Genomic DNA, 20,092 nt, shown 5'->3' on the forward strand with positions numbered 1-20,092 from the left:
AGACTCCGAAGTCAAAACTAACTTTTCCCCCCGCCAAATACTTTGGATAATATCCAGATTAACAGTGCAACCACTACTACTACAATAATAATACCCGACCATACGCCGGCTTTAAATATACCTTCTACCAACTCGCAGCTGCTTAAGGTAGTGCACAAAAGTGCAATTAATGCTATTGGGAATATCTTTTTCATATTGATGTTGATTTTTAATAGGAACATCAAATAGTTAAGAAAGTTTTGCGGCGTTTCAATAATCGTTCTTGCGGTGGCATCAGATGTCACCATCAGATTGGGCTAAGTGCTGAGTTTAGGGCAAAAAAAAACGTCATTTCATTTGTTGCTTTGCTTCAAACGAAATGACGATCAGGAAGATGGATTAATCTTATATTTTTCATCCCCCATCTTACATCATGTTTTATTTACCGTTTACCTTCAACAGCTCTACCTCAAAAATCAAAGCGCTGTAAGGTGGAATATCTGCACCTGCACCACGTGCTCCGTAAGCCAGGTTGTAAGGGATATAAAATTTATATTTCGAACCTGCAGGCATTAATTGAACACCTTCAGTCCAACCAGCAATAACAGCATTTAGTGGGAAAGAAATTGGTTCGCCTCTGTCGTAAGAGCTATCAAACTGTTTTCCGTTTAATAATGTACCTTTATAGTGTACCAATACCGAATCGGTAGCTACTGGCTTAACTCCTGTACCAGCAGTTAAAACTTCGTATTGTAAGCCGCTTGCTGTGGTTTGTACGCCAGCACGTTTTTTGTTTTGTTCTAAGAAATCTTGTCCTTCTTTCATAATTGGTGCGTATTTAATTTTATTTGCTTCAGTTTCTGCCTTGTTTTTTACTGCCGAGGCTTTAGCCAATGCATCGTTAATACATTGTTGTGCCTGTTGTTGGTTTAGTACAACTTTACCGCCTGTAAATGCATCTTTTAAGCCTTTTAATAAGGCCTCGTAATTTAATGTTGATAATCCGGTAGTTTTTAAGCCCGCACCAATTGAAGTACCAAAGGCATAACTGGTAGAGTCTAAAGTAGATTTTAATGCAGTAACCGTTGAGGTTTTACTTACTGTGGTTGTTTTTTTTGCAACCGATTTTTTTGCTGCAGTTTTGGTTTGTGCGAAAGATGCAACAGCAATGCCCGAAAGACATGCCACTAAGAAAATTCTTTTCATTCGTATTAATTTGTTTTCATTTGTGATGAAGCTGTCATGATTTCTTAGTTTTTGATTATTAGTAAATCATGATGGTTTCACTGATTGTTTTATGGTGTAATTATTTTCAACAGGTTAAAGGATAGTAACTATTTTAAAGCACGAAAGATACAAAAATGCTAAAACAATAAAACCCCGAAAAATTCGAGGTTTCATTGTTTGTATTTTACATCAGAAATTAGAAACGCTCGTCTGCTTTGAAGAAAAAGTTTCCTTCAATTTCTGCATTCTCGTCAGAATCTGAACCGTGAACAGCATTAGCATCGATTGATTTAGCATATTTCTGACGGATAGTACCTTCTGCAGCTTCTGCAGGGTTGGTAGCACCGATCAATTTTCTGAAATCTTCAATGGCGTTGTCTTTTTCTAAAATAGCAGCAACAATTGGTCCTGAAGACATGAAGCTAACTAAATCTTTGTAGAAAGGACGCTCAGCATGTACTGCATAAAACTGACCAGCAGTTTCATCAGTAAGCTTAGTATATTTTAATGCAATGATTTTAAAACCTGCATTAGTAATGTCGTTAATAATAGATCCGATATGGCCGTTTGCTACTGCATCTGGCTTAATCATGGTAAAAGTTCTGTTAGTGCTCATTGTGCTTTGATATCAATTTTTCTGCAAAAATACGTTTTAATTGATGAATATAAAAGGATAAGCGTAAATACACCTTATTTAATATTAAAAATTACTTAGCTTTGCAGCGCAAAAAATATATGCTTACACTACCCGAATTAAAAACATTACTGGCTTCGCCACAGCGCATTGTAATTACTACGCATCATAAACCCGATGGTGATGCAATGGGCTCATCTCTTGGTTTATATGGATATTTAATTCAGAAGGGGCATCATGTTAAAGTAGTTACACCTACCGATTATCCTGCTTTTTTACATTGGATGCCAAACAACGGTGATGTAATTATTTTTACCGAGCAGCAAGAAGAAGCGGCCAGGTTAGTAGAAGAAGCATCGATTATTTTTTGCCTTGATTTTAATACCTTAAGCCGTATTAACGAACTAGGCGAGTTGGTTAGGGCTGCAAGTGCTAAAAAGATCATGATCGATCACCATTTAGAGCCTGAGGATTTTGACGATTACCGCTGCTGGGATATTAATGCCTGTGCTGCTGCGCAATTGGTGTACGAATTTATTGTAAATCAGTTACAGGATGGCGAGCTAATCAATAAAGACGTAGCTTCTTGCCTGTACACCGGTATCATGACCGATTCGGGGTCGTTCCGTTTCTCATCAGCAACATCAACTGTATACCGTATTGCCGCAAACCTAATCGATTTGGGAGCCGATCAATCAAAAATTCATGAGTTGGTTTACGATAACTCAAGCGAAAACCGCCTGCGCTTTTTAGGTTACTGCCTATCTAATAAACTGGAGGTTTTAAGAGATTACAACACGGCCATTATTTCGGTTACTAAAGAGGAACTGGCGCAATACCATAGCATTACCGGCGATACGGAAGGGGTAGTAAACTATGCACTTTCTATTAATGGCATCCGTTTGGCAGCACTCATTGTAGAACGTACCGATAAAGTAAAGCTTTCTGTGCGGTCAACAGGCGATTTTCCGGCCAACGAAATCTGTAAAAAGTATTTTAATGGCGGAGGGCACAGAAATGCCGCCGGTGGAGCATCAGAAAAACCGTTAGATGCTGTAGTTTCAGAATTTAAATCGATATTAGAAAATTATAAAGAACAATTGCTAGCCTAAAAGGCAGAAATAAAACAATCAAAACTTAAAAAGTCAAATTAAATAAATGAAAAAGGGAATTATTATTCTAGCAGCAGCCACTTTAGGCTTAGCAGCATGTAACAAAGAGAAAAAGGGAGCTGGAGGGTTATTGTATACCATTCACAACTCAGCAGGTAACGAAAAAATTAAAGAAGGCGATATCGTTAAAATGAATTTCATTCAGAAAAACGATAAAGACTCAGTATTATCAAGCACTTTTGACAGCGAAACTCCTGCAGTTTTTCCTGCACAAAAGAAAATGTATGCTGGTGATATGAATGATGTGTTAACTTTGTTCGGAGAAGGTGATAGTGCAACTTTTAAAGTGAATTTGGATACTATGGCTTTCCATAGCAAACAACCAAAACCAGAGCAGTTTAAAAACGATAAATACATTACTTTCACGGTAAAAATCGAAAAAGTATTCAAGAAAAAAACTGGTGAAGCAGATTCTACTTTCAACAAAAGAGCTTCTGAATTTTTCCAGGCTGATTACAAAGCAACAGCTGATAAAAAGAAAGCTGCTGAGCCTGCTAAATTAAAAGCTTATATCGACGATAATAAATTAACTACCAAAACTACTGCAAGCGGTTTACATTACATTATCGAAAACGCAGGTAGTGCAGAAAAACCAGCACTTGGCGATACTGTATTAATTGATTATACTGGTAGAGTTACTAAAAAGAACAAAGATGGTAAATACAAAATCTTTGATACCAGCGATGAGAAATTAGCTAAAGCTGAAAATGAATTTAAACCAGGTAAACCTTACGGCCCTCAAAAAATGCCAGTAGGTGGTACAATTCCTGGATTTACCGAAGCTTTACAATTAATTGGTAAAGGTGGTAAAATCAAAGTTATTATCCCTTCTAACTTAGGTTATGGCGAGCAAGGAGCTCCACAAGTTGGTATTATGCCATTTAGCCCAATTGCTTTCGAATTGGAAATTAAAGATATTATTAAAGGAAAGCCAGCACCGGTACAACCTCCGGTTCAAATGCCTGCTCCAATAGTTAAAAAATAATTTATAATATCAGATTAGAAAATCCTGCTTATTTATTTAAGCAGGATTTTTTTTGGTCGTTTTTTTGTGATAGCAACGAAATAAAACATTTCTACGATTTATTGAAGCTTATTATAGTCTATCTTTGTAGGGATTTATACCGATTAATGAAAATGAAAAAAGGAATTATAATGCTATTGGCGGTAGCCTTGGGCCTTTCGGCCTGTAACAAATTCGAAAAAGGCGAAGGCGATATGACTTACAAAATCTATAAAAGTGACGGTAAGCCAAAAATCCAGGACGGTGACTATGTAAAACTAAACGGTGTACAAACCGTAGAAACCAATACCAATCCCGATTCGGTAATGGTAAATACTTACGACAATGAACGCCCTGCTTTTTTTGCTATCAGTAAATCGATGTTTAAGGGAGATTTGGCTTCAGGGCTAAAACTATTGGGTGAGGGCGATAGTGCTGTTTTTAAATTAAATTTAGATTCGATGGAGAAATATTCAGGCCAACCGAAACCAAAAGGTTTAAAATCTAATATTGCATCCTTTACCATTAAAATTGAGAAGGTATTACACAAAGGGAATGATGCAGATTCGATTTTTGATGCTAAAAAACGACTTTTCTTCGAGGCAGAGTACAAAGCCTTAAATGAGAAAAATAAAGTAGTAGAGCCAGCTAAAATAGCTAAATACATTGCCGATAACCAACTTAAAGTTACTACTGCACCATCAGGATTGCAATATGTAATTGCTGCTCCGGGCAATGCTGAACGGGCTGTTTTAACAGATACGGTATTAATTGACTATACCGGACAGTTTACCAATAAAAAATCGAACGGGAGCATTAATGTTTTCGATACTTCTGATGCCAGGATAGCCAAAGAAGCAGGCGTTTTTTCAGAAAGTGTACAGTACATTCCCCGTAAATTACCTTTAGGCCAGTTGCCTCAGGGTGTTGTACAAGGCATCCAGTTAATTGGGGTGGGGGGTAAAATTAAAATGATTTTACCATCGCGCTTAGGCTTTGGCGAAAATGGCGGCGGGCCCATTAACCCTTTTACGCCATTGGTATTCGATGTAGCACTAAAAGGTATAATTAAGCCTGGTGTTGCGCTGCCTTTAAGTAAATAAAACCACAATAAAGCCTGAAAGCACAAGGAACCTCAATTTTGAGTTATTCTTTGTGCTTTTTTTATGCGTTGGAAATTGCAAAACTATAGCAGATAATTAAATAATTCATTAAATTAGTTGAAATGAAATTTTAATTATTCCATTTATCATGATGCGCTCAAACTTTGTTATTCTGTTTCTGGGCCTAAAAAGCTTACTGCTTAGTATAGCTTTTAATTTGGTATACGTGCCGGTTTACCACAGGCCGCAAAGAAGGATTTTGAGAGGTTCTCTGCTGAATGTAAAAAGTATCTTTCAATTTGATCGGCAAGATATGCACCACATATTGTTGCCTGCTAAAATCACATTACTGCCTATCCTATCTAAAAACATAAAATTTATGGCTTTTGATGAATTGTTTTTGTCATTGAGAAGAGATGTAAATTGATAATTGTCAGTTTGATTCAAACTATTATTGATAAAGCAAGTTATTAAGAGATAAATAGCTAAACTAAACTTTATGCAAAAGATTAAGGTCTTTCTGGTTGATGACGCGTACACGTTAATGGGATGTGTAGAAAAAATATTAAACAGAGTAGAGGTGGTTGGGAATGTAACTTTAATGGCTGCAAATCAAAAGACTATTCAGTTAAAGGCACCTGATGTTGTGATCGTAAATTTTAGTAGTAACGAAAAGGAAGGAGCTGAGTTATTGGGGATGATTACAAGAGAATTTCCTGCCTTGAAAGTTATTGTATTGTCGGTACAAGATGATTTTAACAGTATTTCGGCCAAGTTGAAAGCAGGAATTAAAGGATATTTACTGGCAGATGTAAAACACACCGAGTTGCATAAGGCCATTAATAAAGTAATGCATGGCGAAACCTATATACAAAGTTCTGTGGCCAATAAGTTTATTAATGGTTACCAAAAAGAAAACCATGTAATTGCCATCAATAATTTATCTCCACGGGAAGTAGAAATTATCAGGTTGATTGCAAAAGAGCATACCTCAGCTGACATTGGAAAAATGCTTTTTATTTCGGAACATACAGTAGAAACTCACCGTAAAAATATTTGGCGCAAAACCGGGGTAAAATCTATTGTTGGTTTGTTGAATTTCGCGCACGAACACCAGCTGATTTAAGAAATAAGCCCCCATAGTTTTACATCTATGAGGGCTATTATATTTTAAGCCTGAGCTTCTAAGTATTGTGCATAGCAATAACCTTCTTCACCATCATTGGTTCTTACCAGCCACCACAAATCATTGCTTCTGTTTACCAGGGTAATTACCTCGCCATGGGCAGCCTTACCTACAATGGGCTGATCGGTGCCCGGGCCCTTGCGGATATTTAAATTGCTGCTTTCTGTAACCACTTTTGCATGGGTAACGGCAGCATCAATGGCTACATTTACATTCAGAACAAGATCACCTGAAGTAAAGTTTGGATCAATCTGATTGTAAACTTCCCAAAGGGAATCTTTAGTGGCTCCATCAGCTGCAGTTCCATCTATATATAAAACCCCGTCTTGTTCCCTTACGGCTAAATCTGCTATACCTGCTGCAGTTGCTGCGTCAGTTAATGCTTTGTATTTATCTTCTAATGCCATGGCCTAGGTTATTTAATGATTAGTTTATTGTCGATTTTTTTTGGTTTTAATGCACTCAAATGCTGCATTAATGTAATTAGTGAAGCTTTTTTAAGCTCGCCTGTTAGCACAATCACACCATCTTTAACCTCAGCTTTCACCGTTGGGAAATCTTTGGTAGCATCGGCAACATTTTTAATCAGAACAGGATCTTCTGAAATAACCACAGGTGCTTCTACAGTTTTAATGGTTAAGCTGTTGATTACAGATTTTACTCCTTTTTCTGCTTTTGCAATTTCTTCTGCTTTGGCTTTTGCAGCTTCATCATCAACTACACCCGTTAAGGTTACGTCGCCTTTAGTAACGGCCACCGTAATACCTGTAGCTTCTTTGGCCTGGATCGCGGCCTGAATGGCAGCATCTTTCGGTTTACAGCCAGCAAAAAATAGCGTAGCTGCAATAACCATACTCATTAATAACTTAGTTGTTTTCATCCTTTTGGGGTTTATATTGATATTATTTGAAATTCAAGATATTGAAACTAAAATAACTATTTATCGGCGGGGATGAATCCGATTAATCTAATATATGAAATACGTTTAACTCATTTGTAAATAAAATTTAAATAAACTGTTAAATCCAGTTTTTAAAAGGAGTGATGGTGAGGTTCGAATTATAATATTTTTCTTCTTCGGTAACTTCTTTGCTTACCCAGTCGGGCAGGTTAAATGTTTCCGTTTCGCTTTCCAGCTCTATTTCTGCAACAATTAAACCTTCGTTATGGCCCGAAAATACATCAACTTCCCACACTTTCCCTTCAAACGCAATCTCATATCGTGTTTTAGAAAGTTCAGCTTGCGAGAAGTGATCTAATAATTCTACGGCTTCGGTAAGCGGAATTTCATATTCATATTCTAAACGGGTTGTGCCAACCGTTTGCCCTTTAATGGTTAAAAAGCCTTTTGCTTCTGTTGCCCTTACACGCACTGTTTTATTTTTATCGGTAAGCAAATAACCTTGTCTAACCAGCTTTCCAGCTGGTTTGCTCAGGCTATCCCACTTTTGTTGATTGATTAAAAATTTGCGCTCTATTTCTTTTCCCATTATTCGGAGAGTTGTTTTAAAATATCCATGGCTGCCACAGTATCTTTCAAATCTACAAATATATGGTCGTGATAATAGGCTGCGACTACATTGCAGCTTATGCCATGTTCTGATAGTGCAGTAGAAAAAGCTGCTGTTAAGCCTACGGCTGTTAAAGAAGAGTGTACTGTTAATGTGATCCACGAGGCGATAAAATCGTATTCTAAACCCAATTGATCAGCAATTTCTTTCTTTAAAATTATTGTAGTTGCTTCTTCTTCTTTGAATAGGCAAACCGCAAGGTTGACATCTATTGCATTTAGATTTTCAACCTTGCAAAATACAAATTCGCCAGGATTATGTACTGGTTTCATTGTTTTCAACAGCTTTTCCAAACTTTTTTCGCCTGTCATTTTATCTCGTTCTTTTCTGTAAATCGGCAACCGGCATACTGATCAATCTTCCGATAGGTTGTTTACCACGATATGTAATTACCCGCAGCATACTGGCATCTTTTGGAACTTGTAGCGCGGTGGTATATTTAGGGTAAAAACGATCAGGTGTCGAGTTATCAAAACTATAGTAAATGTCCAGTCCGTCTATTTCGGGGTTAATTCTACCATTAACTGTTTATCGGCACTACGTTTTACGGTAAAAATAGGGTCGTAAATAGCAGGCGAGTACTTAATTTCGGCAAAATCCAAACGTTTAAAATGCTGCTGGGTACGGTCAACAAAATTAATCCAGTTTTTCTTCTCAATCGGGCTCCATGCCGATTCTGAAATGGCAAAAGCACGTGGCCAAACCATGTATTCTACCTGGCGGAATGTAAAAACCTGCTCGGTCCAAAGGTTGGCTTGTGCACCAATAACATACTGTGCATTTACACTCGCCGGAACAGGGTTAAACTGGTAGGCTTTGTTTAGCCTAAGCGAAGCGTAAACTTTAGGTTCTGTAATGGCATCGGCCTGCATGTAATCCAGGTAAGCAAAATCGGTTGGGCTCATTACCACATTATGTTTATCATTAGCAGCCTGTATGCCGTATTTCATGCCCCGCCAGCTCATTACTGCTGCTGTGGGTGATACACCACCCTCTAAGATTTCGTCCCAGCCCATAAATTTTTTTCCTTTGGCCATTACAATCTGCTCTACACGTTTTTCAAAATAAGCCTGAACCTGTGGAATGGTTTTTAAACCTTCTCTTTGCATCAGTTGCTTAATCTGATCGTTTTTTTCCCAAAAATTATGCGAGGCTTCATCGCCCCCCATGTGGATGTATTCGAAAGGGAAAAGTTGTGCAACCTGAGTAATTACGGTATCTAAAAAGGTGTAAACTTTTTCATTGGCCGGACAAAGTGTATTATCAATCAGGGCTATCGGTGGTGCTCCACGACTCCAGTCCATTATTTTTTCGCCTGAACGTACTTTATAATTCACCGCATCCGGCGTGCACGATAGCTCGGGATAGGAGGCAATGATAGCTAAACTATGCCCTGGTACATCAATTTCGGGCAAAATGTTTACAAAACGCTCTTGTGCGTATTGCACCAGTTCTTTAATGTCTTCTTGTGTATAAAAGCCGCCATATGTGCGGGGTTCATCAGCAGTTGGTGGAATAAAATCGCCAAAAGTTCCTGTTTTTTTAACATTCCATGCACCTATTTCGGTTAATTTAGGCAAACCTTTAATTTCAATGCGCCAGCCTTCATCATCGGCGAGGTGTAAGTGTAGCAGGTTAAACTTGTAACGCACCATGCCATCAATAAACTGCTTTACTTCCTCCTTGGTAAAAAAGTGACGGGCAACATCAAACATTAAGCCCCGCCAGCCTAGCTTGGGGTAATCTACCACATCAACGCAGGGTGCTTTCCATTTAATATCATTTACCTGTTCTTTACTTTCTATTTCGGCAGGGAAGAGCTGTAATAACGACTGCACACCATAGAAAATGCCTGCAGGCTTGTTTGCCGTAATAACTATCTGTGTAGGATTTACATTCAGCTTATATCCTTCTGCTCCCAGTTGTGCATCATCTTGCGTGTTTAGGATAAGTTTAATAGTAGGGTGGGTTGAATTACTTAAAGTGCTTACAAATTTTCCGGTAGCGGTTGTAATCCGATCTGATAAATAAGCAATAGATTGCTTTAGCTCTGCACTTTTGGTGGTTTGTATAATTACATTTTCAGGTAAAGTAAATGTACCGGCCTTTTTCATTAGCGATACCGGCTCCGGAATAATGGCACAAGGAGTTTGAACAATGGTGCCTTCTGCGTCGCCGCTTTCAGTTTCAGAAACAATATTTTGGGCGAAAGTGCTGGCAGTAAAGAGGCAGCAGGTGATAATCAGGAATATTTTTTTCATTAAATAAATAACTGCGGATTAACCGAATAAGTATTAACCTGCAATTTATTAAAAAGATTTTAATCGGAGGTGTTTGTGCTAGGAGAAATGTGAAAGGTAGGGGGAATGGAGCATTAAGGGCTCCCGCAGATTTCGTTGATTACCGCAGAATTGTATTTCACAAAAAACGGGTCAGCCATTCTTTGGCTTTTTCATCATCAGTAAACGATTTTATGGGAATAGGAGGGCTTTGAAATTTAAAGAGCAGTCTCATTATAAGTTGCGCCAAGCCGGGTTTCGAAACCATGGCCATTGCAGTATAAATATTAGGCAACTGTTCGGTCGAAAATTTTCGGGTTGCTTTATCGGGTACCGGAGAGTTTTTTAGATAAATTAACAGTGGCACTTTCTTGTTGTTGGTAATTTTCTTAACCAGCGCAACATTGGCCTTAATGTTTGCTACCGTACGTAAAATACTTTTACTGTAAGCAACCAGTATGCCCGTGTCAGTTAGCAGGTAATCGGCAATTTCGCCTTCAACAAATTGATTATCTAAATTGTTCTCCATTTTAGCCTCTTAAATGATATGCTTTTGGTTTGGTAAAGGCCCTTAAGCCCTGGTGTGAAAGAGTTGCTCCAATGCCCGAATATTTTCTTCCGCTCCACGGGAGGGCAGCACTTACTCTATCGCAGCAATTCCAGTAACCGGAGCCTGCATCCAGTTGGGCCAGTATTTTTTCTGCCAGCGACTGATCGGCAGTATAAACAGATGCCGTTAACCCATAATCGGTATCTTGCATCATTTTTAAAGCTTCGGCATCGTCTTTAACTTTCATAATGCCTATAATGGGACCAAAGCTTTCTTCCTGCATCACCAGCATATCGTTGGTTACTTCCGTTAAAACCGTTGGCTCAAAATAATAACCTTTTCCGCTGAGGCTTTTGCCTCCTGTTAATAGTTTGGCACCTTTATCCAGCGCGTCTTTTATCTGGTTCTCTAAAATCGAAATCTGGGCTTTCCGGGTTAATGCCCCAATATATACGCCATCGGCTGTTGGTGAGCCACTTTTCCAGCTCTTTACCTCATTAACAAAGGCAGATAAATAGGCCTCATAATTTTTCTCGTGCACGTAAATACGTTCAACTGAGCAGCAGCTTTGCCCATTGTTGTAAAAGGCGCCGTCGGCAGTGCCAACAGCTGCAGCTGCAACATCGGCCACATCCTCGGCAATGTATAAAGGATCTTTACCACCTAGTTCCAGTTGGCAGGGAACCATTTTTGGAGCAACTTTTTCGTAAATGTATTTCCCGGTCTGGTACGAGCCTGTAAAGAAATAGCCGTTGAAATCCATTTCCAGTAATGCTGCTCCAGTTTCTTTTGCACCAATGGCAAGCTGAAACACCTGATCGGGTACACCTGCCTGCTTTAATAGTTTCTCGATTTGAAGTCCGGTTAAGCTGGCATATTCGGATGGTTTGTACATCACAGCATTTCCGCTAAGTAAAGCAGGGATAAAAACATTTACACCAACCAGGTAGGGGTAATTCCAGGCAGAAATATTACAGACTACACCCAGGGGTTCGTATTTGATAATTTCTTTTAAGCCGGGTTCATTAACCATCACCTCATCAGAAAGGTACTTTATGGAGTGATCGAGCATCCATTTAATCCGTGCTCTTGCACCATTAATTTCATTGCGCGATTGTTGCAAGGGTTTTCCAACTTCGCTGGTTAATATGTGCGCCAGTTCTTCTGTTTCAGATTCGAGTAAAGTACTGAAGTTTGAAAGGATGGAAATCCGTTTAGCTAAACTTTTATTGGCCCACAGTTGCTGTGCGCTTTTAAGCATTTCGAACTTGGATTGAAGACTTTCTTTTGAATCTTCGGTTAAGCTGGTTATAATTTCTTCGGTTGCCGGATTAATGATTTGCATCTTGTTTGCGGTTAACAATTGAATTTAAAAATGCGGTGTGTATATTTTTGCTAAAAGGACCTTGCTGGTCTTTTAACCTTTCGGGGTGCCATTGAACAAACAACAGGAAAGGTTTTCCTTCGGGCTGCATGCGCTCCATGGCTTCAACTACGCCATCGGCCGATAACGCACTGGCCACAAGGCCTTTTCCGGTTCTATCGGTACTTTGGTGGTGATTGCTGTTTACCAAGCCCTTATCGGTGTTTACAATATCGCTTAACCATGATGAGGGATTGATGATAATTTCATGGTACCTGTCCGATTTATCTGGCATTTTAGCGTGGTCGAATTTGCCCCAGGTTGGAATATCGGGGATGAGCGTGCCGCCAAAAAATACATTGCCAACCTGTATGCCTCTACAAATGCCCAGAACAGGAATGGCATTAGCTTCAGTATAAGCTAAAACCTTAAATTCGAACTCATCACGACTTTCGTCTATATCATCTTCGTAGCAAAACGGATAATATTCGGGATGCTGGTAAAAACGAGGGTGTACATCTTCACCACCGGTTAATACAATGCCCTGGCATTTTTTTATTTCGTCGAAATTATTGAGCTTATACCCCAGCTGGATCACTTCAACGGTTTCGTTATAAGATAATACCCAGTTGCGATAAATATCAAATTTACTGCAATCAGTAACCCCAATTATTATTTTATCAGACATCATTATTCATTTTTTTGCCATAGATTTAACCGATTGGCATGCTTGAAGTTTTTAAATCTAATCTTATTGTTCTAAGTTATAATGCATTTAGATACAGTTGTTTAAAATCTTCGCGACTTACCGACTTCGGATTGTTTGGGTGAGCGAAGTCGGCAAAGGCTAAATCGGCTAGTGTTTCTATATGTTCATTTTTAACGCCAATATCACTTAATTTATGTGGAATATTAACCCTTGTATTCAAATCGAACAGATATTTTACAACAGCATCGCCGCTTTGTTCAGGAAGCGCTAATGCAATGGCTATTTTCTTAAACCGGTCTTCGAAGCCTGCAATATTAAACTGCATGCCATAGGGAATATTTACGGCATTGGCCAGGCCATGATGGGTATCTAAAAGAGACGATAGCGGGTGCGCCAGCGAATGTACTACGCCGAGGCCTTTCTGAAAAGCAATGGCACCCATCATCGAAGCCATTAACATTTTGCTGCGGCTTTCTAAATCAGGATTATTAGTAGCCTGCACCAGCGAATCTTTAATCAATGAAATCCCTTCTAAAGCAATCCCATCGCACATGGGATGAAAATTTTTAGCCAGATAAGCTTCCATATTGTGTGTTAAGGCATCCATACCGGTTGCGGCAGTAATAAAGGGCGGTAAATCCATTGTTAACTCCGGGTCTGCAAAAACAATCTGTGCCATTAATTTTGGCGAAAACAGGATTTTTTTCTGATGCGTTTCATCATCGGCAATTATGGCACTGCGGCCAACCTCGCTTCCGGTACCAGACGTAGTTGGGATGGTGATAAAATGAGGGACATCGTTGGTTACGTAAACATCGCCGCCTATTAAATCGTCGTATTTAAATAAATCTTCGCGATGATTAACGCGGAGTACAATGGCCCGCGCAACATCTAAGGCCGCACCGCCACCTATACCCACAATGCTGTCGCGTTGGGTGGCATCCCAGGCATCGATACCATTGTAAACATCACTCTTTACCGGGTTTTTATGGATATCGCTAAATACCTCTACCGAAATATTTTTTGCGCTTAAATCTGCAACGATGCTTTTAAAAAATGGAAGCTGTGCTATGGTGGGATCGGTAACGATTAAGGGTGCTTTTAAATTGTTTTTAACCAGATAGGCTGGCAATTCTTTTGCCGCACCTGCACCGAAACGAATGGTGGTTGGAAAGTTAAACTGATGGATCTTATCGAATATCATGGAGTTTGTTTTTATCTTCTGAATTAAGTTCAAATGGTTCTCTCGGTTATATAATTTCTAAATACCTTTTCAATTCCCAGTCGGTTACCACTTTAGCATATTGTTTACATTCCCATTCGCGGGTCATGGTAAAATGATCGACGAAATCTGCGCCCAGTAATTCTTTGGCTACGTTAGAATTTTTCATCTTTTCTGTGGCTTCGAATAAATTGCGCGATAATGTTCCGTTTGATAAATCGGTATAGCCATTTCCCTTTGTTGCCGGCTGCTCCAGTTTTAGCTTGTTTTTAACGCCATACAGTCCGGCTGCCAAACAAGCAGAAATCGCAAGGTAAGGGTTGGTATCAGAGCCTACAATCCGAGTTTCTAAACGCGCGGCTTTTTTGCTTCCGGGCAGCGCACGCAATGCCGTAGTGCGGTTATCAATCCCCCAGGTTAAGGTGGTGGGTGCCCAGGCCCCTTCCACAAGGCGTTTGTAGCTGTTAATGGTTGGTGCAATCATAGGCAAAATATGTGGCAAACAATGCAACTGCCCTGCCATGTAGTTTTTCATCGTTGCACTTATTTTATCGACATCTTTTTCATCGTAAAAGAGATTGTTTTTGTGTTGATTATCCCATAAGCTCTGGTGCACATGACCACTGCAACCAGGTAGGTTTTCGTTAATCTTTGCCATAAAAGTAGCTAAGATACCGTGCTTGTAGGCGATTTCTTTAACAGCTGTTTTAAACAATATAGCCTGATCTGCGGCTTGCAGGGCATCGGCATATTTAATGGCCGCCTCGTAAACACCGGGGCCCGTTTCAGTATGCAGCCCCTCAATCGGGATATCGAATTTATTCAGCAACTCAAACAGGTCGCTCATAAATTCATTTTTATAGCTGCTTCGCAGAATGGAGTAACCAAACATGCCTGGACTTAGCGGTTTCAGGTTGTTGAAGCCTTTTTCGTGTATTGTTTCAGGCGTTTCATCAAAATTGAACCATTCAAATTCCTGCGCAAAAATTGGTGAGAAACCTTCGTTTTCACATTCGGCAATAATCTTTTTTAGCAGTTGCCTTGGGCAAACAATATTTGGCCTGTCGTGCTCATCAATAAAATCGCCTAAAAAGAAGGGCACATCGTTTTCCCAGGGGATTTTTCTAAAAGTGGTTAAATCTATTTTGACCTGCGCGTCGGGATAGCCGGTATGCCATCCGGTGTATTTACCATTTTCGTAAGCCAGGTCGGCGGCATCCCAACCAAAGGTAACATCGCAAAAACCTAAACGGCCTTCCACTAACGAGGCAAATTTTTCGGCGGCTACATATTTACCCCTTAAAATACCATCGATATCTGCAACAGCTAACTTTACTTTACCCGATGGATGATTTTTAACATAATCCAGAATTTCTTTGCTTGTACTCATTAATCAACCTTTTTAAAAAGTTTATATAGTAGAAATATGCCTAAAACAATGCCCGAATAAATTAATCCTAATTTAAGATTATAAATCAGCATTGCGATAAATGAAACACATGAAATAATTAGTGCAATAACAGGAAACAGCGGGTAAACAGGTGTCTTAAACGGTCGCAGCATTTCGGGTTTGCTTTTGCGGAGCACCATTACCGAAATCATTGAAATGATATAAAGTGTTAAAGCCCCAAACACCGATATGATGATAATTTCGGCCGTTTTGCCTGATAGCAGTGCTATAATTCCGATTACCATATTACCGATTAATGCATTGGCCGGTGTCTGGAATTTTGGCGAAATTTTGCCCAATATTGCCGGAATACTTTTAACCCGCCCCATTTCGTAAGTAGAGCGGCCGGCTGCCAAAACCAATCCATGGAATGAAGCTATCAGCCCAAATAAGCCAACGGTAATTAACAGGTGATACATTAAATGGTTATCACCGGTAATCATCGAAAGGGCAAGGGGAAGAGGAGAATCGGAAGTCTCGCCCGATTTTCCGTTTTTATAAACAATGGCCTCCCAACCACCAATACCAATAGTTGAAATGAAAACGAGTACACACAAGACCACCAGTGTAAATATGCCCCAGCCAAAACCTTTGCTGATATCGCGTTGCGGGTTTTTAGTTTCTTCGGCAACGTTGGCTACGCCCTCTATGCCCAGAAAAAACCAGATGGCAAAGGGGATGGCTGCAAATACACCGCTCCAGCCGTTGGGAAAATTATTGTGAATAAGGTTCTCTGAATGGAATTTTGGCAGGGTAATTCCCGAAAATAAAAGCAGCTCACCTACCGCTAGCACAGTAACAATAACCTCGAATGAAGCTGCGGCCTTTACGCCATATACATTTAAAGCTGTAAAGATAAAGTAAATGGCAATGGCAGAGGTAAGAATAGGTACCTGCGGAAAGAAAGCATTAAAATAGGCGCCAATGGCAAAAGCAATGGCGGGTGGGGCAAATATAAACTCGACCATTTGTGCAATGCCTGCAATAAAACCTACGTTTTTGCCTAAAGCGGTATTGGCATAATCGAAAACACCACCTGCTTTTGGAATGGCGCAGGCCAGCTCGGCGTAGCTGAAACTAAAGGTAACATACATTACCATAATAGCCACGGTGGCAATGGCCATGCCGAGCGTACCACCTTTTTCGAGGCCTAAATTCCAGCCAAAATACATTCCCGAAATAACATACCCTACACCCAGTCCCCATAACATAAACGGGGTAAGTGTTTTTTTTAAGCCCTTACTTTGCTCCATATGTGCCTGCCATATTAATTAGGTTTACAATGATTTGCTCGAAAATGATAAAACTATTGGCCTCGGTATCTGCTGTTTAAATTAGTGATTTTTTTATTCTTATCTTATAAATTAATGGGGTATTTCGGTTTAATTAACGGCGCTTAGTGTTATCGTTTTTTAATCAATATCCGGTTGGTGAATGAAAAGTACCATATAGGTTGAGGAGTTTAATTTTTTTGACAGAACTTATAGATGTGGACTTAAATAAAAAAAGCCAGTAGGTTTTTCTACTGGCTTTACTTACTATTCCGAATCCCGGTTTTTATTCACAATCTGACTATCCCTCGTATTCTTCTGCACCGTAATGGCACCAAATAACGAGAGTAGAAAGGCAAAAGCATAAAAACCTTTCTCGCTTGGTAAAAGTGTTGCATTCCACAAACCGATTACCAGTAGGGTGATGGTTAACAGTGTCGAAAACCAGCTTAACCCATAATAAATTTCTGTAACGGGAATGCCTTCCAGTTTATCGCGAACAGCTTTTTGTAAAGAAATTACGGCAAAAAGGCCAAACATCAATACGGTAAAATAATATCCTTTTTCGTTTAGGAGCATATCAGAACGCCACAAGCCTACAATAAAGCCGATCATTCCGATACCTAATGCAATCCAGGCGGCTGCCACGAATGCATTCGATGGTTTTTGATTCATTGTTTTGAGATTTAATTTAATTCAATTGAAAACGCTAAAGCATTATAAAAGGTATAAAAATAGAAATATTAGTTTAGCGTGAGCGAGATACTTTCGCCCAGATCAGCAGTCAAGGCGAACAATCGCAATTTTTAGCTAAAAATATTATATTAGTAATATGCTAACATTGCTTACTTCGGCGCAGATGCGCCACGCCGATCAGTTTACCATTGCCAATAAGCCCATTGCGTCCATCGATTTGATGGAAAAAGCTGCCCGTGCATTTGTACAATGTTTTATCAGGGATGAATTTGATGCGAGCAAGAGCATTGCAATTTTTTGCGGGAAAGGCAATAACGGTGGCGATGGTTTGGCCATCGCGCACCTGCTTTTGGTTAATGGCTACGATAACGTTAAAGTTTACGTCGTAAATTTTAGTGCGAAACAAACTGATGATTTTGCAATTAACCTGCAAAGGCTGGATGAATCGCGCTGTAAAAAAGCCATCATTAACCAGCCCGGTGATTTAAAACACATTAAGCCCGATTTAATTATTGACGCCATTTTAGGCTCGGGCTTAAATAAACCTTTAACCGGCGATTATGCCGAGTTGGCGCATGCCATCAATAAGCTAAATAAAAAGGTGTATGCAGTTGATGTACCCACCGGTTTTTTTGCAGAGGATAGATTAACAGACAGCTATAATGGAATAAAGGCCTATAAAACTATCTGTTTTCAACGGCCAAAAATAAATTTTTTCTTCCCCGAATCGGCCCTGGCGACTGAAAAGTATGAGGTAGCAGATATTGAGCTGGATGAAGATTTTATCAGGCACCAGGATACGGAGTTTTACCTCACTGAAGAAAAAGACATTCAAAAAATACTTAAAAAGCGCAAACTCTTTAGCCATAAAGGTACTTATGGGCATGCACTCATTATTGCTGGCAATACCAATACTATGGGGGCGGCTTTACTGGCCTCAATGGCTTGTTTGCATAGCGGAGCAGGTTTAACTACCACTTGCGTACCCGAAAGTGGACTAACAGCACTCAATACCACTTTGCCAGAGATAATGGCTTTGCCCAGGGTAGAATATATGCGCATTGAGCATCTGGCAAAATACCAGACCATTGCCATTGGTCCGGGTTTAGGCGTTGATGCTGAAAATGAAAGGCTGTTAGAAAGCCTGATTATGGCCAATCGCGAATTGATAATAGATGCCGATGCCCTGAATATTTTAGCAGAAAGACCAGATCTGACTAAAAAATTAGCTAAAAATTCAATTCTTACCCCGCATGTTAAAGAATTCGACCGTTTATTTGGCGAGCACAATACCTGGTGGGACCGAGTACAAACGGCCAGAGAACAAGCCCGGCTGCTGCAAATTGTAATTATACTTAAAAACCAATATACCTTTGTTTGTTTACCTACTGGTAAGGTTCACATCAACCCAACCGGAAACCCGGCCATGGCGCAGGGTGGTATGGGCGACGTTTTAACTGGGATTATTTCGGCTTTGGTAGCGCAAAAATATACAGCTGCTGATGCGGCTATCGCAGGCTGCTATATTCATGGCCAAACAGGCGACGATTTGGCAAAAGAACAATTTGTAGTTACCGCATCGCAGCTTGCCCTAAACATTGCAAAAGAAATTAAAGTGCTAATATCCAAATAGTTTGTTTAATAGGTCGTAGTGCGGTTGTGGAAAAAAAGCCAGCTTAAACTTTGTGCTTCCTGCCTGTAAATGTATAGTTTAAAGGGAAAATTAAAATAACAGATATCTTAAACTTACGGAAAACTTAAATTATTATGGCACAAAGGGAGTACACACTGAATGAACTAATTCAGGAATCGGCAGAAAATCCACACGAAAATGATTTTTTCGAATTAGAAAAGCCTGCCATGCTGGAGGTAAACTTAAAGAACCAAAAGATTTTGGCCAAAGCCGGTTCAATGGTTGCTTACATCGGCAATATCGACTTTAAAAGAGAAGGTTTATTGAGCAAAGGATTAGGTGGTTTGCTAAAAAAAGCCATATCGGGCGAAGGCACCTCACTGATGCATGCTGCGGGTACAGGTAAACTCTACCTGGCCGATGAAGGCAAGAAAGTAAAAATTATTAAACTACAGAACGAAGCCGTTTTTGTGAACGGTAATGATGTACTGGCTTTAGAAGAAAGCGTCAAAAACGAAATTAAAATGCTGAAAAGTATTGCTGGTATGATGAGCGGAGGTTTATTTCAAGTGAAGCTATCGGGCAGTGGTTATATTGCCATTACCACCCATGGCGAGCCTATTCTGTTGCGGGTTACCGGCAACCAGCCGGTTTATACTGATCCGAATGCTACTGTAGCCTGGTCTGAAAACCTTAGCCCAAATATTAAAACCAATTTAACCTTCGGTTCTTTTATTGGCAGGGGTAGTGGCGAATCTTTCCAGCTGGAGTTTTTTGGTGAAGGATGGGTATTGGTACAGCCTTACGAAGAAGTAAAATATGCAGCAAAATCTTAAGTTGGTTGTCTTTCGGTTGGTGGCAACATAAAGCAGGATTTTCTAAACCCATTATCACTGACAGACTTCAATAAAAAGCTTCGTCATTGCGAGGAGGAACGAGAAAGCAATCCTACAACAATCGCTATAACTTATAGTTTAAGATTGCTTCGTCGGCTGAAAAAAAGCCTTCTCGCAATGACGATCAGAAGAAAATGAAAACAAAAAA

General features: G+C 39.7%; 22 protein-coding genes. 6 read left to right on the forward strand and 16 right to left on the reverse strand.

Annotated features, from left to right (window positions below; genetic code table 11):
* Positions 1-17 precede the first annotated feature (17 nt).
* From G7074_RS12830 to G7074_RS12840, 3 genes are all read right to left on the reverse strand, one after another.
* Positions 18-194 (reverse strand): hypothetical protein, encoded by a 177-nt coding sequence (locus G7074_RS12830; protein ID WP_199748394.1) that lies wholly within the window; start codon positions 192-194, stop codon positions 18-20.
* A 223-nt stretch (positions 195-417) separates the two neighbouring features.
* Complete coding sequence (locus G7074_RS12835) at positions 418-1,185, reverse strand: FKBP-type peptidyl-prolyl cis-trans isomerase (RefSeq protein ID WP_124561541.1); 768 nt, start codon at positions 1,183-1,185, stop codon at positions 418-420.
* A gap of 217 nt (positions 1,186-1,402) precedes the next feature.
* Positions 1,403-1,822: a nucleoside-diphosphate kinase gene (locus G7074_RS12840; RefSeq protein ID WP_025144153.1), complete on the reverse strand. Its 420-nt coding sequence runs from the start codon at positions 1,820-1,822 to the stop codon at positions 1,403-1,405.
* A gap of 119 nt (positions 1,823-1,941) precedes the next feature.
* Between G7074_RS12840 and G7074_RS12845 the strand changes: the two genes are divergently transcribed.
* The 4 genes from G7074_RS12845 (at position 1,942) to G7074_RS12860 (ending at position 6,244) form a co-directional block, all read left to right on the forward strand.
* Positions 1,942-2,952, forward strand: coding sequence for a bifunctional oligoribonuclease/PAP phosphatase NrnA (locus G7074_RS12845; protein ID WP_124561542.1), 1,011 nt, complete (start codon positions 1,942-1,944; stop codon positions 2,950-2,952).
* Between the two features lie 46 nt (positions 2,953-2,998).
* Positions 2,999-3,997, forward strand: a complete 999-nt coding sequence (locus G7074_RS12850; RefSeq protein WP_124561543.1) for an FKBP-type peptidyl-prolyl cis-trans isomerase — start codon at positions 2,999-3,001, stop codon at positions 3,995-3,997.
* Between the two features lie 152 nt (positions 3,998-4,149).
* Entirely contained in the window at positions 4,150-5,118 is a 969-nt protein-coding gene (locus G7074_RS12855) for an FKBP-type peptidyl-prolyl cis-trans isomerase (RefSeq protein ID WP_124561544.1), read from the forward strand.
* A gap of 499 nt (positions 5,119-5,617) precedes the next feature.
* Complete coding sequence (locus tag G7074_RS12860) at positions 5,618-6,244, forward strand: response regulator transcription factor (protein WP_166208710.1); 627 nt, start codon at positions 5,618-5,620, stop codon at positions 6,242-6,244.
* Positions 6,245-6,288: 44 nt separating this feature from the next.
* On the opposite strand, the gene G7074_RS12865 is transcribed toward G7074_RS12860, so the two are convergent.
* The 13 genes from G7074_RS12865 to yiaA form a co-directional block, all read right to left on the reverse strand.
* A complete protein-coding gene (locus tag G7074_RS12865) occupies positions 6,289-6,711 on the reverse strand; it encodes an SH3 domain-containing protein (protein WP_124561546.1) in 423 nt (140 codons plus the stop codon).
* 8 nt (positions 6,712-6,719) lie between these two features.
* Entirely contained in the window at positions 6,720-7,184 is a 465-nt protein-coding gene (locus tag G7074_RS12870; RefSeq protein ID WP_124561547.1) for a BON domain-containing protein, read from the reverse strand.
* A 139-nt stretch (positions 7,185-7,323) separates the two neighbouring features.
* On the reverse strand, positions 7,324-7,794 hold the full coding sequence (locus G7074_RS12875) for a CYTH domain-containing protein (RefSeq protein ID WP_166208713.1): 471 nt from the start codon (positions 7,792-7,794) through the stop codon (positions 7,324-7,326).
* Complete coding sequence (locus G7074_RS12880; RefSeq protein ID WP_124561549.1) at positions 7,794-8,186, reverse strand: ACT domain-containing protein; 393 nt, start codon at positions 8,184-8,186, stop codon at positions 7,794-7,796. Before G7074_RS12880 ends, G7074_RS12875 begins: the two co-directional genes overlap by 1 nt.
* A 1-nt stretch (position 8,187) precedes the next feature.
* Positions 8,188-8,388, reverse strand: coding sequence for an FN3 associated domain-containing protein (locus G7074_RS27210; RefSeq protein WP_370526648.1), 201 nt, complete (start codon positions 8,386-8,388; stop codon positions 8,188-8,190).
* Positions 8,373-10,136, reverse strand: a complete 1,764-nt coding sequence (locus tag G7074_RS12885) for a beta-N-acetylhexosaminidase (protein ID WP_240916533.1) — start codon at positions 10,134-10,136, stop codon at positions 8,373-8,375. Before G7074_RS12885 ends, G7074_RS27210 begins: the two co-directional genes overlap by 16 nt.
* 157 nt (positions 10,137-10,293) lie before the next feature.
* The gene (locus G7074_RS12890) at positions 10,294-10,683 is read right to left on the reverse strand and encodes an STAS/SEC14 domain-containing protein (RefSeq protein ID WP_124561551.1); all 390 of its coding nucleotides are present in this window, start codon (positions 10,681-10,683) and stop codon (positions 10,294-10,296) included.
* Between the two features lies 1 nt (position 10,684).
* Complete coding sequence (locus tag G7074_RS12895) at positions 10,685-12,049, reverse strand: aldehyde dehydrogenase family protein (RefSeq protein ID WP_166208716.1); 1,365 nt, start codon at positions 12,047-12,049, stop codon at positions 10,685-10,687.
* Positions 12,036-12,755: a gamma-glutamyl-gamma-aminobutyrate hydrolase family protein gene (locus tag G7074_RS12900; RefSeq protein WP_124561553.1), complete on the reverse strand. Its 720-nt coding sequence runs from the start codon at positions 12,753-12,755 to the stop codon at positions 12,036-12,038. The genes G7074_RS12895 and G7074_RS12900 overlap by 14 nt, the downstream gene beginning before the upstream one ends.
* A 76-nt stretch (positions 12,756-12,831) precedes the next feature.
* The gene (locus G7074_RS12905) at positions 12,832-13,980 is read right to left on the reverse strand and encodes an iron-containing alcohol dehydrogenase (RefSeq protein ID WP_166208719.1); all 1,149 of its coding nucleotides are present in this window, start codon (positions 13,978-13,980) and stop codon (positions 12,832-12,834) included.
* Positions 13,981-14,026: 46 nt separating this feature from the next.
* Positions 14,027-15,388, reverse strand: coding sequence for a glutamine synthetase family protein (locus G7074_RS12910; protein WP_166208722.1), 1,362 nt, complete (start codon positions 15,386-15,388; stop codon positions 14,027-14,029).
* Positions 15,388-16,701 carry an ethanolamine permease gene (gene eat, locus G7074_RS12915; protein ID WP_124561556.1) on the reverse strand — a complete coding sequence of 438 codons (1,314 nt, stop codon included), beginning with the start codon at positions 16,699-16,701 and terminating at the stop codon, positions 15,388-15,390. Before eat ends, G7074_RS12910 begins: the two co-directional genes overlap by 1 nt.
* Before the next feature lie 285 nt (positions 16,702-16,986).
* Complete coding sequence (yiaA, locus tag G7074_RS12920; RefSeq protein ID WP_113950314.1) at positions 16,987-17,394, reverse strand: inner membrane protein YiaA; 408 nt, start codon at positions 17,392-17,394, stop codon at positions 16,987-16,989.
* A 157-nt stretch (positions 17,395-17,551) separates the two neighbouring features.
* Between yiaA and G7074_RS12925 the strand changes: the two genes are divergently transcribed.
* Together G7074_RS12925 and G7074_RS12930 are read left to right on the forward strand one after the other, a co-directional pair.
* Positions 17,552-19,048, forward strand: coding sequence for an NAD(P)H-hydrate dehydratase (locus G7074_RS12925; protein ID WP_240916534.1), 1,497 nt, complete (start codon positions 17,552-17,554; stop codon positions 19,046-19,048).
* 134 nt (positions 19,049-19,182) lie between these two features.
* The gene (locus G7074_RS12930; RefSeq protein WP_124561557.1) at positions 19,183-19,884 is read left to right on the forward strand and encodes an AIM24 family protein; all 702 of its coding nucleotides are present in this window, start codon (positions 19,183-19,185) and stop codon (positions 19,882-19,884) included.
* Positions 19,885-20,092: the final 208 nt, after the last annotated feature.

The sequence above is a fragment of the Pedobacter sp. HDW13 genome (assembly GCF_011303555.1).
Lineage (GTDB): Bacteria > Bacteroidota > Bacteroidia > Sphingobacteriales > Sphingobacteriaceae > Pedobacter.

Bases quoted from the DNA above. Each gene is read 5' to 3' on its own strand.
- G7074_RS12875 (WP_166208713.1), bottom strand. From the start codon at position 7,794: ATGGGAAAAGAAATAGAGCGCAAATTTTTAATCAATCAACAAAAGTGG.
- G7074_RS12870 (WP_124561547.1), bottom strand. From the start codon at position 7,184: ATGAAAACAACTAAGTTATTAATGAGTATGGTTATTGCAGCTACGCTA.
- G7074_RS12895 (WP_166208716.1), bottom strand. From the start codon at position 12,049: ATGCAAATCATTAATCCGGCAACCGAAGAAATTATAACCAGCTTAACC.
- G7074_RS12930 (WP_124561557.1), top strand. From the start codon at position 19,183: ATGGCACAAAGGGAGTACACACTGAATGAACTAATTCAGGAATCGGCA.
- G7074_RS12845 (WP_124561542.1), top strand. From the start codon at position 1,942: ATGCTTACACTACCCGAATTAAAAACATTACTGGCTTCGCCACAGCGC.
- G7074_RS12925 (WP_240916534.1), top strand. From the start codon at position 17,552: ATGCTAACATTGCTTACTTCGGCGCAGATGCGCCACGCCGATCAGTTT.
- G7074_RS12900 (WP_124561553.1), bottom strand. From the start codon at position 12,755: ATGTCTGATAAAATAATAATTGGGGTTACTGATTGCAGTAAATTTGAT.
- G7074_RS12855 (WP_124561544.1), top strand. From the start codon at position 4,150: ATGAAAAAAGGAATTATAATGCTATTGGCGGTAGCCTTGGGCCTTTCG.
- G7074_RS12860 (WP_166208710.1), top strand. From the start codon at position 5,618: ATGCAAAAGATTAAGGTCTTTCTGGTTGATGACGCGTACACGTTAATG.
- G7074_RS12910 (WP_166208722.1), bottom strand. From the start codon at position 15,388: ATGAGTACAAGCAAAGAAATTCTGGATTATGTTAAAAATCATCCATCG.
- G7074_RS12830 (WP_199748394.1), bottom strand. From the start codon at position 194: ATGAAAAAGATATTCCCAATAGCATTAATTGCACTTTTGTGCACTACC.
- eat (WP_124561556.1), bottom strand. From the start codon at position 16,701: ATGGAGCAAAGTAAGGGCTTAAAAAAAACACTTACCCCGTTTATGTTA.
- yiaA (WP_113950314.1), bottom strand. From the start codon at position 17,394: ATGAATCAAAAACCATCGAATGCATTCGTGGCAGCCGCCTGGATTGCA.
- G7074_RS12905 (WP_166208719.1), bottom strand. From the start codon at position 13,980: ATGATATTCGATAAGATCCATCAGTTTAACTTTCCAACCACCATTCGT.
- G7074_RS12850 (WP_124561543.1), top strand. From the start codon at position 2,999: ATGAAAAAGGGAATTATTATTCTAGCAGCAGCCACTTTAGGCTTAGCA.
- G7074_RS12885 (WP_240916533.1), bottom strand. From the start codon at position 10,136: ATGAAAAAAATATTCCTGATTATCACCTGCTGCCTCTTTACTGCCAGC.
- G7074_RS12835 (WP_124561541.1), bottom strand. From the start codon at position 1,185: ATGAAAAGAATTTTCTTAGTGGCATGTCTTTCGGGCATTGCTGTTGCA.
- G7074_RS12890 (WP_124561551.1), bottom strand. From the start codon at position 10,683: ATGGAGAACAATTTAGATAATCAATTTGTTGAAGGCGAAATTGCCGAT.
- G7074_RS12880 (WP_124561549.1), bottom strand. From the start codon at position 8,186: ATGACAGGCGAAAAAAGTTTGGAAAAGCTGTTGAAAACAATGAAACCA.
- G7074_RS12840 (WP_025144153.1), bottom strand. From the start codon at position 1,822: ATGAGCACTAACAGAACTTTTACCATGATTAAGCCAGATGCAGTAGCA.
- G7074_RS12865 (WP_124561546.1), bottom strand. From the start codon at position 6,711: ATGGCATTAGAAGATAAATACAAAGCATTAACTGACGCAGCAACTGCA.